This is a genomic window from Xenorhabdus hominickii, from assembly GCF_002632725.1.
GTDB lineage: Bacteria > Pseudomonadota > Gammaproteobacteria > Enterobacterales > Enterobacteriaceae > Xenorhabdus > Xenorhabdus hominickii.
Map to the genome: position 1 here is coordinate 1,275,341 of NZ_NJAI01000001.1, position 13,228 is coordinate 1,288,568.

The 13,228-nt window shown below is 43.3% G+C and carries 16 protein-coding genes; 3 read left to right on the forward strand and 13 right to left on the reverse strand.

Annotation, left to right across the window (positions count from 1 at the left end):
- The first annotated feature begins 600 nt into the window (after nucleotides 1-600).
- Nucleotides 601-1,383 (forward strand): polysaccharide lyase, encoded by a 783-nt coding sequence (locus tag Xhom_RS05675; RefSeq protein WP_069317779.1) that lies wholly within the window; start codon nucleotides 601-603, stop codon nucleotides 1,381-1,383.
- 89 nt (nucleotides 1,384-1,472) lie between these two features.
- Here the strand turns inward: Xhom_RS05675 and Xhom_RS05680 are convergent, their stop codons facing one another.
- Nucleotides 1,473-2,426, reverse strand: coding sequence for a D-2-hydroxyacid dehydrogenase family protein (locus Xhom_RS05680; RefSeq protein ID WP_069317780.1), 954 nt, complete (start codon nucleotides 2,424-2,426; stop codon nucleotides 1,473-1,475).
- 243 nt (nucleotides 2,427-2,669) lie between these two features.
- Nucleotides 2,670-3,206, reverse strand: coding sequence for a ribosome biogenesis factor YjgA (yjgA, locus tag Xhom_RS05685; RefSeq protein WP_069317781.1), 537 nt, complete (start codon nucleotides 3,204-3,206; stop codon nucleotides 2,670-2,672).
- Nucleotides 3,207-3,404: 198 nt separating this feature from the next.
- On the opposite strand from yjgA, the gene pmbA reads away from it, so the two are divergent.
- Nucleotides 3,405-4,748 (forward strand): metalloprotease PmbA, encoded by a 1,344-nt coding sequence (pmbA, locus tag Xhom_RS05690; RefSeq protein WP_069317782.1) that lies wholly within the window; start codon nucleotides 3,405-3,407, stop codon nucleotides 4,746-4,748.
- 51 nt (nucleotides 4,749-4,799) lie between these two features.
- Here pmbA and rnk read toward each other — a convergent pair whose 3' ends face one another.
- Together rnk and alr are read right to left on the reverse strand one after the other, a co-directional pair.
- A complete protein-coding gene (gene rnk / locus Xhom_RS05695; RefSeq protein ID WP_069317783.1) occupies nucleotides 4,800-5,210 on the reverse strand; it encodes a nucleoside diphosphate kinase regulator in 411 nt (136 codons plus the stop codon).
- A gap of 204 nt (nucleotides 5,211-5,414) precedes the next feature.
- On the reverse strand, nucleotides 5,415-6,647 hold the full coding sequence (gene alr / locus Xhom_RS05700) for an alanine racemase (protein ID WP_069317784.1): 1,233 nt from the start codon (nucleotides 6,645-6,647) through the stop codon (nucleotides 5,415-5,417).
- Nucleotides 6,648-6,857: 210 nt separating this feature from the next.
- Here alr and Xhom_RS05705 point away from each other — a divergent pair, with 210 nt between their 5' ends.
- A complete protein-coding gene (locus Xhom_RS05705; RefSeq protein ID WP_145957428.1) occupies nucleotides 6,858-7,082 on the forward strand; it encodes a hypothetical protein in 225 nt (74 codons plus the stop codon).
- A gap of 28 nt (nucleotides 7,083-7,110) precedes the next feature.
- Here Xhom_RS05705 and npr read toward each other — a convergent pair whose 3' ends face one another.
- From npr to kdsC, 9 genes are all read right to left on the reverse strand, one after another.
- On the reverse strand, nucleotides 7,111-7,383 hold the full coding sequence (gene npr / locus Xhom_RS05710; RefSeq protein ID WP_069317786.1) for a PTS phosphocarrier protein NPr: 273 nt from the start codon (nucleotides 7,381-7,383) through the stop codon (nucleotides 7,111-7,113).
- 32 nt (nucleotides 7,384-7,415) lie between these two features.
- Nucleotides 7,416-8,267, reverse strand: coding sequence for an RNase adapter RapZ (rapZ, locus tag Xhom_RS05715; RefSeq protein ID WP_069317787.1), 852 nt, complete (start codon nucleotides 8,265-8,267; stop codon nucleotides 7,416-7,418).
- A gap of 38 nt (nucleotides 8,268-8,305) precedes the next feature.
- On the reverse strand, nucleotides 8,306-8,773 hold the full coding sequence (gene ptsN, locus Xhom_RS05720; RefSeq protein WP_069317788.1) for a PTS IIA-like nitrogen regulatory protein PtsN: 468 nt from the start codon (nucleotides 8,771-8,773) through the stop codon (nucleotides 8,306-8,308).
- A 187-nt stretch (nucleotides 8,774-8,960) separates the two neighbouring features.
- Entirely contained in the window at nucleotides 8,961-9,248 is a 288-nt protein-coding gene (gene hpf / locus Xhom_RS05725) for a ribosome hibernation promoting factor (RefSeq protein WP_069317789.1), read from the reverse strand.
- Between the two features lie 23 nt (nucleotides 9,249-9,271).
- Nucleotides 9,272-10,705, reverse strand: a complete 1,434-nt coding sequence (rpoN, locus tag Xhom_RS05730) for an RNA polymerase factor sigma-54 (RefSeq protein WP_069317790.1) — start codon at nucleotides 10,703-10,705, stop codon at nucleotides 9,272-9,274.
- Between the two features lie 79 nt (nucleotides 10,706-10,784).
- Nucleotides 10,785-11,510: an LPS export ABC transporter ATP-binding protein gene (gene lptB / locus Xhom_RS05735; protein ID WP_069317791.1), complete on the reverse strand. Its 726-nt coding sequence runs from the start codon at nucleotides 11,508-11,510 to the stop codon at nucleotides 10,785-10,787.
- Nucleotides 11,511-11,516: 6 nt separating this feature from the next.
- Nucleotides 11,517-12,065, reverse strand: coding sequence for a lipopolysaccharide ABC transporter substrate-binding protein LptA (gene lptA / locus Xhom_RS05740; protein WP_069317792.1), 549 nt, complete (start codon nucleotides 12,063-12,065; stop codon nucleotides 11,517-11,519).
- Nucleotides 12,046-12,639 carry an LPS export ABC transporter periplasmic protein LptC gene (lptC, locus tag Xhom_RS05745; protein ID WP_069317793.1) on the reverse strand — a complete coding sequence of 198 codons (594 nt, stop codon included), beginning with the start codon at nucleotides 12,637-12,639 and terminating at the stop codon, nucleotides 12,046-12,048. Before lptC ends, lptA begins: the two co-directional genes overlap by 20 nt.
- Before the next feature lie 18 nt (nucleotides 12,640-12,657).
- Nucleotides 12,658-13,221 (reverse strand): 3-deoxy-manno-octulosonate-8-phosphatase KdsC, encoded by a 564-nt coding sequence (gene kdsC, locus Xhom_RS05750; protein ID WP_069317794.1) that lies wholly within the window; start codon nucleotides 13,219-13,221, stop codon nucleotides 12,658-12,660.
- Nucleotides 13,222-13,228: the final 7 nt, after the last annotated feature.

Genomic DNA, 13,228 nt, shown 5'->3' on the forward strand with positions numbered 1-13,228 from the left:
GATTTGTGACAATAACGGCAATAGACGTCAGCTTTGGCCATGCTTTACCCTTAAAAGGCGGGAAGCATATCACAACAACTAACTATTTAATACATGACCCGTTTTTTGGGTGAAGAGTTATTTACAAGCAAAAATAATGACATTATTGGGTTTGAAATTAATAATGTCATGTTTTTACTATTGATTAATTATATTTTTCTAATCGATATTTGTAATAATTTTTTCAGTAATCTCCCTTGGATGTAGGGCGGGAGCATAACGTGAATCGTCTTTTTTAAAAAAAACACATCAATAATATAATGTTGGCTATTTTCGATACGCCAAAGTTGATAGTAGTGGCTATTTTCTTGATAGAGATGGTTTTACTTACCTGCTTTCCGTTTATGATACTCTGAGAATCGTGGCATCAAAATAAAAATAAAAATAAAAAGATGGTATTTACGACTTTTCAGTTTATTCTATTTAATTTAGTTGGTTGTATTTAGGTGTATTAAATATAAAAGACTAATGATTTATTTTAAGATGGTGAGGTGGTATAAAATTTGACTCAAATTGAAAATAGGGAGAATGTTAAAATAAAATTTTCATAAGGATTTAATTATGGAACAAAACCACTTACACCCTATTTCAAATGAAAAACATGATAATTTAATTTATGTGAATTTTGAACATAAAGTAGGGAAATATACTGCTGAAGATTTTAAATCTGATTGGAGAATATCGCCTACGTTATCATCAGGGCTTAATCAAGGTCGATTAAATATTGTTATTGATCCACGAAATAATAACAATAAGGTGTTAGAGATAACGTATCTTGCTGATATGGTTGGCTCTAAAGCTGGAACATCATTTAATGTACCAATAAATGGTAAGCATAAAGCGTTATGGTTGCAATATAACGTGTTATTCAGTAAAGATTTTATGTGGATTAAAGGAGGGAAATTGCCTGGTCTGGCAGGTGGTGATCATCCATCAGGATGTGTCGATAATGGTAGTTTTGATGGTTTCAGCAGTCGTTTGATGTGGAAAAAAGGAGGAGGAGTAGTAGGTTATCTTTATTATCCTGAGAAAGAGTCCCGATGTGGCGATAACGTTAAATTAAATTTCTCTTTAAAGAGAGGTGTTTGGTATACATTAACGCAATATGTGAAGTTGAATGATATCGGAAAACGAGATGGCATCTATATACAATATATTGATGATAAAGAAGTCGTTAGGATAAGTGACATTAAATTTAGAAATAAGGATGATGTTTTTATTGATGCAATAAAATGGAGTTCATTTTTCGGTGGTTCGACGCTGGATTGGGCTCCGCCACTAGAGCAACATTCTTATTTTGATAATTTTATTGTTAGTGTTGAAAAACCTGATGGTATTAGGTAATTGATGTATTTATCTTGTAGGGCGTTAGGAATAGGGTGATGACCCCTTTATCTAATGAGATTATAAAGGGGGAATTCAATAATTAACTATTACCGATTAATTACGTGGCTTTTATCACCAGCAAAATATCTCTCAACATTTTTAAACGCGCTTTCGAAATAAATGTCATAGCAGCTTTTGGTAACATAGCCGATGTGTGGGCTGCAAAGTACATTCTCTCGTTTTAATAAAGGGTGGTTGATATCCCAGATTGGTTCAATATCAAAAACATCGAGTGCAGCAAAACCCGGAGTACCTAGGTCTAGGGCTTTTTCAAGTGCTCCGGCTTCTATCAATCCAGATCTTGCGGTATTGACCAATACAGCGGTCGTTTTCATCTGGGTAAGGTCGGAAAATGTAACATTGCCAGCGGTTTCTTTGACTAATCGTTGGTGTAGGGTAATCACATCTGAAGTCTGGAAAAAATCTTCACGGGAATTTGGCACAATCAACCCTTCTTGGCGAGCTTGCTCTTGCGCACGAGTTGATCCCCAAACCTGTACTTGCATGTCAAATGCTTGTGCGTACTTCGCAATCATTTGGCCTATCTTGCCGTAACCGACTATTCCCAGTGTCTTGCCGGCAACGGTATCACCAAACTCAGTTTGCCATAATCCTTTCTTCATAGTTTCTACCGAGGGAACAAATTTGCGTATGGAATTCTGGATTAATAGCCAAGTTAATTCTGCGGCGGCAACGGGTGAACCCGCACCTTCAACGACAGCAATTCCCCGTTGTGCGCATAATTCCAGATCGATATTGTAAGCCACTTTGCCCGTTTGGCTGATCAGCTTTAAATTGGGGGTCTTAGACAAGAATTGCCCATTAATGAGGGTTCTTTCACGGATAAGTATCAGAGCGTCAGCCTTGGCCAACCACGCTTCTGCTTTAGGATCGCGATCAACTGCGCCGAGACTGACAACTTCAAAATCACTGTTCTGATATAAAGCCTGAATGTGTTTTGTAGCGTATTGATAATCATCGGGAATAACAACTAATGGCATTTGAGACATCCTTTGTACAGTTTTAATAATTTCGAGTGAACAAAGTAAAGAGTAAAGGCGATGCAATACGAATTAGGCTAGCTTATTTTTCGTTACAATTCATTAACGTTTAATTTAAAATGTTAACTTCAATCAATTTAGTAAAATGTGAGTAAAGGGGAAATGGCAAGGGCTATATGGGATAAAAATGGGAAGAGCGGGAGAGAGTACCGCCAATTCTTTACGAAATGGCGGTTGAAAATATTAAACAGTTCCAGATAACTCTTTCAGATATTGGTAAATCTGACGGTAGGATTTCGGTGGCTTGTTGGCCGCCTTCTCTTTTTTAGCGTTGCGTACCAGTGTGCGAAGTTGCTGACGATCAGTATGAGGATACAATGTCACCACTTCTTCCAAGGCATCATCATTTTCAAGCAATTTGTCACGTAGTTCTTCCAGCTTATGCAATATAACGATTTGCTGATTGTGACGGTTTTTCAGCTTATCCAACGCAGTGGTAATAGGTTCGGGGTCACGAGCACGCAACAATTTACCGATCAACTGTAACTGGCGGCGACGGCCCTCACGTTTGATTTTTTGTGCCAACTCAATGGCAGCCAGCAAATCTTCATCCAGTGGGATCTTTTCCAGTTGGTTCTTACTGAGTTCAACCAGTTCGGTTCCCAGTTTTTTCAGTATTTCAGCATCTCGCTTGATTTCACTTTTACTGACCCAGATTATCTCTTCTTCTTCCTCTTCAGCAGGATAATTGTCGAGCCAATCTTCAGGCTGCTTTGCCATAATCGTTTTCCTTCCAAAAAGGCCGGATAAGGTATGTTTTGGAGCATGACCTATCGTCCGGTGGGTGTTAACATCCTAATATTGTGTATTGTAACTGGGAAAATTGCCTGATTACCACTCGGCATTCATGTCATGAACCGGATTTAGGCATTTTTTATGACAAATTATCTTTTTAATTCATTGGATTACGGTTAATTAATGATAGTCACGAATCAACAAATCGCAGAGCAGCGTAAGCAACTAGAAGATGCGGTCGCCCATGCTCTGGAATTAGCGAAGTCCGGTTGTGATGCTGCGGAAGTCGCAGTCAATAAAACTACCGGGATCAGCGCGAGCACCCGTTTCAGTGAAGTCGAAAACGTTGAGTTTAACAGCGATGGCGCACTGGGGATCACGGTTTATCATCAACAACGCAAAGGTAGTGCCTCCTCAACAGATCTTAGCCCAGAGGCGATTGCCCGTACTGTTCAGGCCGCTATTGATATTGCTCGCTATACGTCACCTGATCCTTACGCAGGCCCTGCCGATAAAGAGTTACTGGCGTTTGAGGCTCCTGAGTTAGATTTGTTCCATCCGGCTGATCTGGATGCCGATAAGGCCATTGAGCTGGCTGCTCGAGCTGAACAGGCTTCATTGCAGGTGGATAACCGCATTACTAATACCGAAGGCGGCAGTTTTAACAGCCATTATGGTATTCGGGTATTTGGCAATAGTCACGGTATGTTGCAAAGTTACTGTTCAAGTCGTCACTCTATGTCGAGCTGCGTGATTGCTGAGCAAGATGGCAATATGGAGCGTGATTATGCTTACACCATAAGCCGCCATCTTGACGATTTAAAATCACCAGAGTGGGTGGGGCATGAATGTGCCCGCCGTACGCTTTCCCGTTTGGGCGCGCGTAAATTATCCACAATGAAAGCCCCGGTTATTTTTTCTGCGGAAGTGGCAACGGGTTTATTTGGTCATTTGGTGGGAGCAATCAGTGGTAGCAGCATCTATCGTAAGTCTTCTTTCTTGTTGGACAGTCTGGGCAAACAGATTTTACCTTCATGGCTGACCATTTCAGAGCAGCCTCATTTACTGAGGGGGCTGGCTTCGACTCCCTTTGACAGTGAAGGGGTACGCACGGCTCCGCTTGATATTATCAAAGAGGGTGTTTTGCAGACTTGGTTGCTGACTTCTTACTCTGCACGTAAATTGAGCATGGTGAATACCGGCCACGCGGGCGGAATTCATAACTGGCATATCGCAGGTCAAGGGCGGGATTTTGCAGGTTTGTTGCGCGAAATGGGAACAGGTTTGATCGTCACCGAGTTGATGGGGCAAGGTGTGAGTGCGATTACGGGGGATTATTCCCGTGGTGCATCTGGCTTTTGGGTCGAGAATGGTGTGATTCAATATCCCGTCAGTGAGATCACTATTGCTGGCAATTTGAAAGACATGTGGGCGAATATGGTGACAATTGGTGATGATATTGAAACGCGCAGTAATATTCAGTGCGGTTCGGTACTGTTGCCAGAAATGAGTATCGCCGGTCAATAGGGATACTCAATCAACAACAGCCAGTTCGGAAGTCACTGGGCTGGCTGTGAGCTAACGGTGGTATTCACCTGCGGCTTCTGGTTGGTAAAGTATTTCTAATACTTTGATGCGGGTTTTCTCGCCGTTTGGCAGTTCCCAAGCGATCTCATCATTTACCCGCAGACCCAGAAGTGCGGCACCTAAAGGAGCCATAACTGACAGGTGCCTGGTGCTGTCTTGCAGGGAAGCAGGATAGACCAATGTGCGGACACGTTCTTCATTACTGCCTAGGTCAATAAAACGAATTTCACTGTTCATGGTGACTACGTCGGCAGGAATATCTACTGGTGGCACGATTTCCGCTCGATCCAGTTCTTCATTTAAGGCATCCGCAATACTGGTATTGGCAAATGCGGGTTGTTCCAACAACGAATCTAAACGTTCAGCATCCAGTTCATTGATAATAATTTTAGGTTTTGTCATACCACGCTCCAAATTAGGCTCAATACAAAATAACACCCCGCATCGCAAGGAGGGGGTGTTATTTTCAAAGTGATTAAAATGATATTAGGCTGTTCTGCCATGAAAATAAAGAGATCATGATCACGAACTGTTTTGCATTATTAATGAAATAAGCTTCATCCACAAGGGATGGATACACTGCCCACCATCATTTTGAGCCTCAGATTATGCATCGGTGGTAATGACTCGTGGATTGGCTTCTCCCCAGAGGGAAGAAAACTCAACAATGTGCATACCGCTCCATTTCTGAATATCAGATTGGGTGATTTCATCTTTACCTTGTTTACCGAAGATCACAGCTTCATCACCGCTCTTAACTTCTGGCAGATCGGTGACATCGACCATCACGGTATTCATGGAAACGCGACCAACAACTGGCGCACGGTGTCCGTTGATCAGGACGTAGGCTTTGTTTGACAGGCTGGAGCTGAAGCCATCAGAGAAACCGACCGGCAGGTTAGCCAGCTTGGAGTCACGTTTCAGGATAAAGGTATTGTCGTAACCTACACCGTTACCTTTAGGATATGGCTTAACAGAAGCAATGCGGGTTTTCACCTGCATCAGTGGTTTGAATTCTGGGTAATCAGTGCTCAGGCTGCCGTAAAGCGCACTACCAACGCGAACCATGTCGAATTGTGCTTCAGGAACGCTCAAGGAGGCAAAAGAGCTTGATGCGTGTAGGGTAATGTCTTCACGTTTCAGATTAGCCGCTTTCATCAGCCAATCAGTTTGCTCTTTGAAGTTTTTGGCACTTTCACGAATAGCGTTCAGGTCAGTAAGTGCATGGTGGCTCATGATACCCACCATCTTCAGGTTAGACAGTTTAGCAATTTCCAGTGCTTCCTGTTTACCCTGCTCAGTTTTCATCTCCAGTCCGTTACGGCTCATGAGACCAGTGTTCAGAACCAGATGGACACGAATTTCTTTGCCATGTTTTTTGGCAAGGGTATCGATGGTCTTAGCGTGTTCCAGATCGCCAACCATCTCTTCCATGTCATAAGGCAGAGTGCTTTCGATTTCACTTGCCGCAGCCGCACGAACACGCATCAATTGGCCTTTAAAGCCGCTTTCACGCACGATGCGAGCTTCTTCGTTACTGGTGATACCTACACAAGGTACGTTTGTTTTGATTATGGATGGCATCAGTAAGCCGATACCGTGACCATAAGCGTCGCCTTTCAGGATCGCGCACACTTTAGTGTCTTTGTTCAGATGCGTTTTCAGTATATGGATATTGTTTTCAAACGTAGTGGTGTTGACTTCAACCCAAGCGTTATTAGTTGCTGCAACGTGTTCTGCTTTAGTGTTATCCAAAGAGAGTGCAGGCGCTGCTTGAGCAACACTATGGGTCAGGCTCAATCCAAGCATAATTGCCAGTGTAGTTTTAGTAAAACGCATGAAATAAATCTCCAATTTAGGATTTGTGTGTGCAATGCACTATGTGTAAATGCTCCTTAATAATAGGTTTTTTCTAAACTGATTTCATTCAGTTAACTTATTGATATGTAACATTTATTGTGTATTGAATACTATTTATAAATAGTTAGGATAATTAACCAATTTAATTATTTAAGTCGATTGTTTTTATTGTGGTTGAAAGATTTATATGTGGAATATATGAAGGTTTTTTTATCTTTAGTTGGTTTTAACTACTATTTTTGTTTTTTTGAAGATAGAGAGAATGCGAATGTTTTGGATGAAAAAAGGATTTTAGGGCGCGAATATCATTGTGTGGAAGGCGTTGAAAATAAATGTGGTGGGAATGAGAAGGGACAGGTGAGTTTTGTGTTTACGCCCTCTTTCGAGGAATATAATGGACGTTACAGTGACTAGAATCTATTGGAATTGTATATTTTGTTTACTATTCTTCGTCAAAGCCGGAATTAAATAGCTCAACAATGGCCGCCAGCGCTTGTTGTTCATCCGGTCCTGTCGCTTCGACTTCAATATAACTGCCTTGTTCGGAATCCAGCATGAGCATGGCAATCACGCTGCGGGCTTCTGCTTGAATATTGCTGCTGTTGCGCAGAATGACCTGCGATTGAAACTGCTGTACAAGATCATGCAGTTTCATCGCAGGCCGGGCATGCATTCCAAGCCGATTTTTAATTTTAAGCTGTTGTTTGACTGTCATGCTTTTCTTTATTGCTTGATCGATTGATCGCGCTATTTGCGTTTTTCCAATGTACGGTGACGTGACTGCACGTTTTTGCCACGAGAACGAAAATAATCGGCCAATTGCTCCGCAACATAGACCGAGCGGTGTTTACCGCCGGTACAACCAATGGCGACAGTCAGGTAGCTACGGTTATTGGTTTCCAGCATCGGTAGCCAAAGTTCAAGATAGCTGCGGGTCTGATAAATGAAGTTATGGACTTCTGTATGGCGATCCAAAAATGCCGCAACAGGGCGATCCAAACCTGTCATTGGACGCAGTTTAGGATCCCAATGTGGGTTGGGCAGGAAACGCACATCAAAAACATAGTCTGCGTCAATCGGGATGCCATGTTTGAAGCCAAAAGATTCAAATACCATTGTCAGCTCACGTTCACGTTTACCCAGTAAACGCGTCCTGAGCATTTCTGCCAGCTCATGAACGGACATTTCAGATGTGTCGATGATCAAGTCAGCGCGTGAACGCAGAGGCTCCAATAGATCACTTTCTTGGTCAATCGCACTTTCCAGTGACAGGTTCTTGCTTGATAGAGGATGCAGGCGACGTGTATCACTGTAACGACGGATCAACGTGTTGCGGTCGGCATCAAGAAACAGTAGCTGCGGTGAAAAACTGGCAGGCAATTGCGTTAGGGCTTCTTCGAAGATTTCTGGCGACTCCGGCATGTTTCGGACATCGATGCTGACTGCCGCCGAAATATCGCGTTCTGCCAGCGTGTTTGCCAATTCTGGCAGTAACACGACTGGCAGGTTATCTACACAATAGAAACCCATATCTTCCAGCGCACGCAGGGCAACCGATTTACCGGAACCAGAACGACCGCTGACTATCATCAGCACCATGAAGTGACTCCCTAAACGTTTATAATTTTAATTGCCATTTATTCAGTAATGGTTTTGTATAGTTCTTCATCACTCTGTGCTGAGCGCAGGCGACGACAAAGACTCTTATCTGCAAGGCGCTTTGCAATCAATGAGAGTGAATGTAAATGGGTTTGACACTGGTCTGATGGAACCAATAAGGCGAACAATAAATCAACAGGTTGATTATCGATGGCATCAAAAGTAATGGGCTGCTCCAGACGCAAGAACACGCCAACGGCATTATTCGAGCACTCTTTATTTAATTTGCCGTGGGGTATCGCAATTCCATTACCAATGCCAGTTGTTCCCACTTTTTCGCGGGAAAGAATGGCTTCAAATACGGTATGTTCCGGTAATCCAAGCTGCTTTGATGCCAGCTCACTGATAATCTCTAAGGCACGCTTTTTACTCGAACAAGGTACGTTGTTACGCGTACATTCGAGTGAAAGCACTGAGCTTAGTGGTAAATCTGTTTCGTTGTTCATTTTGTTATTCACTTAGAGCCTTGTAATACCAGATGCCTAGTTGGGGCATCTGGTATTGATGCACTGCGTTATAGTCACTCTATAGAAGTCACACCATAGATGTTAAAGACACTATATGTTAAAGACACTATAGGTGCGATAGATAGAACAGTGGTAATTTTATGACGGCCCTATCGCTTGAAAGCTGTTAATGTTGTCTCAATTTGCTTTTGTGTTTGGTTAATTGACGCGCTAGCTTATCTACCAGTACATCAATTGCCGCATACATGTCTTCATGCTCTGAGGTTGCATGCAACTCACCTCCATTAACATGCACCGTGGCTTCGGCGATTTTCTGTACCTTTTCCACTCGGAGGATGACCTGAATGAGATTAATTTTATCGAAATATTGATCCAATTTGCCGCATTTGGTGTTTACAATGTTGCGTAGTGCATCTGTAATTTCAATATTGTGGCCTGTAACATTGAGTTGCATAGTGTTTTCCTTCTCTGTGTTGTTCAAACCAGTTTTTTACGTTGGTTTGAAGGCGGGATGGATAACGACTCTCTATATTTTGCGACAGTCCGACGTGCCACTTGAATACCTTGTTCAGCCAGTATACTGGTCAATTTACTATCACTCAGTGGCTTAGCCGGGTTTTCTGCCGCGACCATTTTTTTCACCAGCGCACGTATTGCGGTAGAAGAGGCTTCACCTCCACTATCTGTATTGACGTGACTGGAGAAAAAATACTTAAGTTCAAAAATCCCTCGTGGACTATACAGGTATTTCTGTGTCGTTACGCGGGAGATGGTGGATTCATGCATGTCAATCTGATAGGCAATATCAGCCAATACCAGCGGTTTCATGTACTCCTCACCATGTTCAAAAAAGTCTTGTTGCCGTTCAACAATGCAGATGGCGACTTTCAATAATGTCTCATTGCGGCTTTCTAAGCTTTTTATCAGCCACTTGGCTTCCTGCAAATTACTGCGGATGAACAGACTGTCATTTTCATTATTGGTCTGTTGCCCCATTGCTGCATATTGCTGGTTGATACGCAGACGGGGAATGCTATCGGCATTTAGCCTGACTTGCCAGCTTTCATTGACTTTCTGCACTAAGACATCGGGAATAACATATTCGGATTCACTGGTATTGACTACCAACCCCGGTTTCGGCTCCAGTGATTGAATAATATCAATCGCTCCTTTCAGAGCGTTCTCTTTTAATTTGCTCTGGCGTAATAAATTACGGAAGTCTCGATTGCCCAGCAGTTCAAGATATTTGCTGACAATGAGTTTGGCTTCGTTCAGATGTGGAGTTTCTGGTAGCAAAATTGAAAGCTGGATAAGCAAGCATTCCCGCAAATCACGGGCAGCCACACCAATCGGATCAAAATGCTGTATGCGCTTGAGAACGGTTTCGACTTCTACCAACGCCAGTTCGTCATTACCGATACTGATAAGGATTTCGTCGACAGAAACAGTCAGATAGCCTGTGTCATCAATAGCATCGATGATTGACGTGGCAATGGCAAAATCGGTTTCGGTAAACGGCGTCAATTCTGCCTGCCACATCAGATAATCTTGCAGCGTCTGATGTGTCTCTCCCTGATAGACGGGAAAGTCCTCAGTTTTGTAATCACTGCTTGTTCCTGAAAGCGTGCCAGCGGAGTAAATTTCATCCCAACTGGTATCCAGTGGGAGTTCTTCAGGCATCTCTTTCTGTTCTAGCGCTTCTCGGGCGTCCATCACTTCAGTATCAGGGGGTTCCTGGCTATCCACTTCTTCATGTGGATCCTCTTGTTCAAGCAGAGGATTGGTGTCCAAAGCAAGCTGAATTTCTTGTTGAAGTTCAAGCGTAGAAAGTTGCAACAAACGGATAGCTTGCTGGAGTTGTGGCGTCATTGCCAATTGCTGACTGAGCTTGAGTTGCAAACTTTGCTTCATAGCGTTACCACTTTCTCCTTAACTCGTCCTTAACCTCGCTGGAACGATCCCTTGAGCTGTGTCTGGCAAAAAATGGGAATTAAAGGCGGAAACCTTCACCCAGATAGACACGTTTGACCTGCTCGTTATTCAGGATATCGTCTGGACTGCCATGAGCAATCAAGTGCCCCTGACTGACGATATAGGCACGTTCACAGACATCCAAGGTTTCACGAACATTGTGGTCAGTAATCAGAACCCCTAATCCGTAATCTCGCAAGTGTTGAATGATCTTTTTAATATCCAGTACAGAAATCGGGTCAACGCCTGCGAAAGGCTCATCCAGCAGGATAAATTTTGGATTGGCCGCTAGCGCGCGGGCTATTTCCACACGGCGGCGTTCACCACCGGAAAGTGATTGCCCAAGGTTGTCACGCAGGTGAGAGATGTGAAATTCTTCCATCAACTCTTCTGCGCGTATTCTCCGCTGCTCCTGATTAATGTCTTTGCGGATCTCAAGGACTGACATTAAATTGTCGTATACACTCAAACGGCGGAAAATTGAGGCTTCTTGTGGTAAGTAGCCGATTCCACGACGGGCACGTTCATGCAGAGGCAGCAGGCTGATGTCCTTGTCATCGATGGTGATTGAGCCAGCATCACGCGGGACAATGCCGACTACCATGTAGAAAGTCGTGGTTTTCCCTGCGCCATTAGGGCCAAGCAGGCCAACAATTTCGCCTGACTTAACGTTTAGGCTGACGTTTTCAACGACCTTACGGCCCTTATATGCTTTTGCCAGATTTTCTGCGTTTAGTATTGCCATAAGTCGTTATTTACTCTTTTTTTGTGCATCAGTGCTGTGAGCACTTGGGCTTTTTTCCTGTAACTGGGCAGGTAACAGGACGGTGGTAACGCGTTTGCCTTTGTCACTAAAGGCTTCCATTTGCTGTGTTGGTACCAGGTAGGTGATTTTATCGCCTTTGATATTGCTGTCCAGTTGTTCAAGATAGGCGTTACCTGTCAGTGTGACCAGCTCTTTACCCATTTCATACTGCATTTTTGACGAATGCCCTTTAATCGGTTTTCCGTCATCTTGCAATTGGTAGAAAGTGGCAGGATTACCGTAGGCTTCAATGACCATTTTCTTCTGGTCCCCTTCAGGGCGGGTGACTACGACTTTATCAGCATGAATGTCGATTGAACCTTGTTTTAAGATAACATTATCCGTAAATGTGGCAATGTTGCCCGTTATATCCAAAGACTGTTTTTCAGAGTCGACGGTAATAGGTTGTTTTGTATCATCTTTTAAAGCCAGTACGGGCAGACTGACTGCAAAAAGTGTACTGGCAATAACGGTATTACGGATTAGGTTGTTCATGTGGAATCTCATAGCGAGTGGTCACCTTTTCAATCAGTTCAGCAGTTTTGTTTCGCAGATTGCCGCGCATTTTCATGCCAACAGATTTCAGCCCGATACCAGTTAGTGTAACTAGGTCATCGGATGCAACATCTTGCGTCGTGAGATTGACGGTTGCATTCTCTGTCGTGATCCTCTGCAATTGTGATGCTTCGGTCAGGCTGTGCAATTGGACATCCCCATAGAGATAGAGCATTTGATCATTGGTTAGCTTGGCTTTATTGGCACCTACTGTCCATGTGGCTACGGGGGTTCCTGCTGTGTTGTTAGGATCAAAAGTTGTTAAAATAGGCTTGCTAAACCAAGTGAGTTTTGTTTCGGCATAGTTTTTGACATCATCGGCCACCAGTTTGTAAACCAACTTTCCCTCAGGATCATAAACAAAAGTAATGGCTTCCTGTGTTTGATAAGTAGGGTAACCATCATCCACGATGGGCGATGATGTGTCGTCATTTATATTGGATAAATTCCAGCCGATCAGCGCCAGTGCGATCAGTGCCAGTGTTGCGATCAGCCAGGATTGAATTCTTCTCATTCTTTTTTCAGTTTTAATTTATATGGATAACCCTTTGGCACCTTCCAGTTTATTCTGAGAGAAGAGTACCAAATCACAAAGTTCCCTGACTGCACCGCGACCACCAGCAATCTGAGTTACATAATCTGCCTTTGGCAACAACAGTGGATGGGCATCTGCAACGGCAGCAGATAGCCCGACTTGTGCCATAACAGGCCAGTCAATAAGGTCATCACCGATATAGGCAACTTGCTCTGGCTGTAGGGCTAGTTTATCCAACAGTTCTTGATACGCCAAAATCTTATCGTTTTGGCCTTGGTAAAGATGTGTAATTCCCAATGTTTCCGCACGATTTTCCAGCAATTTCGCCTTGCGGCCTGTAATAATGGCAACTTCAATACCGGAGGTGATTAAACAACGAATGCCATAACCATCGCGAACATTAAAGGCTTTTAATTCTTCGCCTTGGTTGCCCATATAAATCAGCCCATCAGACATTACACCATCAACATCACAAATCAGCAGGCGGATTTTACTGGCTTTTTCAATAATCGCTTTGTTAACTGGGCCATAACAAGTGTCCAGATACTCTGTTCGGTTCATTCAGGAA